1 protein-coding gene is annotated in these 3048 nt (G+C 62.5%); it reads left to right on the plus strand.

Translation table 11 applies throughout. The features are described from left to right. Window positions 1-3048, plus strand: a 3048-nt coding sequence (locus BG57_RS33240; protein ID WP_035971012.1) for a midas domain-containing protein, incomplete at both ends; no start/stop codon positions are given.

Raw genomic sequence — 3048 nt, forward strand, 5'->3', positions numbered from 1 at the left:
CTGACACCCGTCGACAGCGAGTCGACACCCGTGGACAGCGAATTGATTGCGGTCGAAGTCGAAGTCGACAGCGAGTTCACGGTCGTCGAGATCGAATCAACGCCTGTCGACAGCGAATTGATCGCGGTCGAAGTCGAGGTCGACAGCGAGTTCACGCCCGTCGACAGTGAATCGACCGCCGTGGAAGTCGAGGTCGACAGCGAGTTGATGCCCGTGGACAGCGAGTCAACGCCCGTCGACAGCGAGTCGATCGCCGTGGAGGTCGAGGTCGACAGCGAATTGATGCCGGTGGGCAGTGAGTCAACGCCGGTCGACAGAGAATTGACCGCGGTCGAGGTCGAGGTCGACAGCGAGTTGATGCCCGTCGACAGAGAGTCGATGCCCGTGGACAACGAACTGACACCCGTGGACAGTGAATCGACTGCCGTGGAAGTCGAAGTCGACAGCGAGTTGATGCCCGTCGACAGCGAGTCGACACCCGTGGACAGCGAGTCGATGGCCGTGGAAGTCGAGGTCGACAACGAGTTCACGCCCGTCGAGAGCGAGTCAACACCCGTCGACAGTGAGTCGATTGCGGTCGAAGTCGAGGTCGACAACGAATTTACGCCGGTCGAAAGCGAATCAACGCCCGTGGACAGCGAGTCAATCGCAGTCGAAGTCGAGGTCGACAGCGAAGTGACGCCCGTGGACAGTGAATCGACCGCCGTGGAAGTCGAGGTCGACAGCGAGTTAATGCCCGTGGACAGCGAGTCAACGCCCGTCGACAGCGAGTCGATCGCGGTCGAAGTCGAGGTCGACAGCGAGTTCACGCCCGTCGACAGCGAGTCGACACCCGTCGACAGCGAGTCGATGGCCGTCGAGGTCGAGGTTGACAGCGAGTTCACGCCCGTGGACAACGAGTCGATACCCGTGGACAGCGAGTCAACGCCCGTCGACAGCGAGTTGATGGCCGTCGAAGTCGAAGTCGACAGCGAGTTCACGCCCGTCGACAGCGAGTCGACACCCGTCGACAGCGAGTCGATGGCCGTGGAAGTCGAGGTCGACAACGAGTTCACGCCCGTCGAGAGCGAGTCAACACCCGTCGACAGCGAGTCAACTGCGGTCGAAGTCGAGGTCGACAGCGAGTTCACGCCCGTGGACAGCGAGTCAACGCCCGTCGACAGCGAGTTGATAGCCGTCGAGGTCGAGGTCGACAGCGAGTTCACGCCGGTCGACAACGAGTCCACGCCGGTGGACAGCGAGTCAACTGCGGTCGAAGTCGAGGTCGACAGCGAGTTCACACCCGTGGACAGCGAGTCAACACCCGTGGACAGCGAGTTGACCGCGGTCGAAGTCGAGGTCGACAGCGAGTTCACGCCCGTCGACAGCGAATCGACACCCGTCGACAACGAGTCGATTGCGGTCGAGGTCGAGGTCGACAGCGAGTTCACGCCCGTCGACAGCGAGTCGACGCCCGTCGACAGCGAGTCGATTGCGGTCGAGGTCGAGGTCGACAGCGAGTTCACGCCCGTGGACAGCGAGTCGATGCCCGTAGACAGTGAATCAACGCCGGTGGACAGCGAGTTGATGGCCGTCGAAGTCGAGGTCGACAGCGAGTTCATGCCCGTCGACAGCGAGTCAACGCCAGTGGACAGCGAATCAATCGCGGTCGAGGTCGAGGTCGACAGCGAGTTCACGCCGGTCGACAACGAGTCCACGCCGGTGGACAGCGAGTCAACTGCGGTCGAAGTCGAGGTCGACAGCGAGTTCACACCCGTGGACAGCGAGTCAACACCCGTGGACAGCGAGTTGATCGCGGTCGAAGTCGAGGTCGACAGCGAGTTCACGCCCGTCGACAGCGAGTCGACGCCCGTCGACAGCGAGTCGATTGCGGTCGAGGTCGAGGTCGACAGCGAGTTCACGCCCGTGGACAGCGAGTCGATGCCCGTAGACAGTGAATCAACGCCGGTGGACAGCGAGTTGATGGCCGTCGAAGTCGAGGTCGACAGCGAGTTCATGCCCGTCGACAGCGAGTCAACGCCAGTGGACAGCGAATCAATCGCGGTCGAGGTCGAGGTCGACAGCGAGTTCACGCCGGTCGACAACGAGTCCACGCCGGTGGACAGCGAGTCAACTGCGGTCGAAGTCGAGGTCGACAGCGAGTTCACACCCGTGGACAGCGAGTCAACACCCGTGGACAGCGAGTTGATCGCGGTCGAAGTCGAGGTCGACAGCGAGTTCACGCCCGTCGACAGCGAGTCGACGCCGGTGGACAGCGAGTCGATGGCCGTGGAGGTCGAGGTCGACAGCGAAGTCACGCCCGTGGACAGCGAGTCGATGCCCGTGGACAGCGAGTCAACGCCAGTGGACAGCGAGTTGATGGCCGTCGAAGTCGAGGTGGACAGCGAGTTCACGCCCGTCGAAAGCGAGTCGACGCCCGTGGACAGCGAATTGACCGCGGTCGAGGTCGAGGTCGACAGCGAGTTCACGCCGGTTGAGAGCGAGTCGACGCCCGTCGACAACGAGTCGATTGCGGTCGAAGTCGAGGTCGACAGCGAATTGACGCCCGTGGACAGGGAGTCAACACCCGTCGACAGCGAGTTGATTGCCGTGGACGTCGAGGTCGACAGCGAATTCACGCCCGTGGACAGTGAATCGACCGCCGTAGAAGTCGAGGTCGACAGCGAGTTCACGCCCGTCGAGAGCGAATCCACGCCCGTCGACAGCGAGTTGACTGCGGTCGACGTCGAGGTCGACAACGAGTTCAGCCCCGTGGACAGCGAGCTAACACCCGTGGACAGCGAGTCCACACCCGTCGACAGCGAATTGATCGCCGTAGAGGTCGAAGTCGACAGAGAGTTCACGCCCGTCGACAGCGAGTTCACGCCCGTCGACAGCGAGTCGATGCCCGTCGACAGCGAATTGACTGCGGTCGAGGTCGAGGTCGACAGCGAATTCACGCCCGTGGACAGCGAGCTGACACCCGTGGAAAGCGAATTGACACCCGTCGACAGCGAGTTGATCGCCGTGGAGGTCGAGGTCGACAGCGAGTTCACGCCGGTCGACAGC

It is taken from the genome of Caballeronia grimmiae (assembly GCF_000698555.1).
GTDB lineage: Bacteria > Pseudomonadota > Gammaproteobacteria > Burkholderiales > Burkholderiaceae > Caballeronia > Caballeronia grimmiae.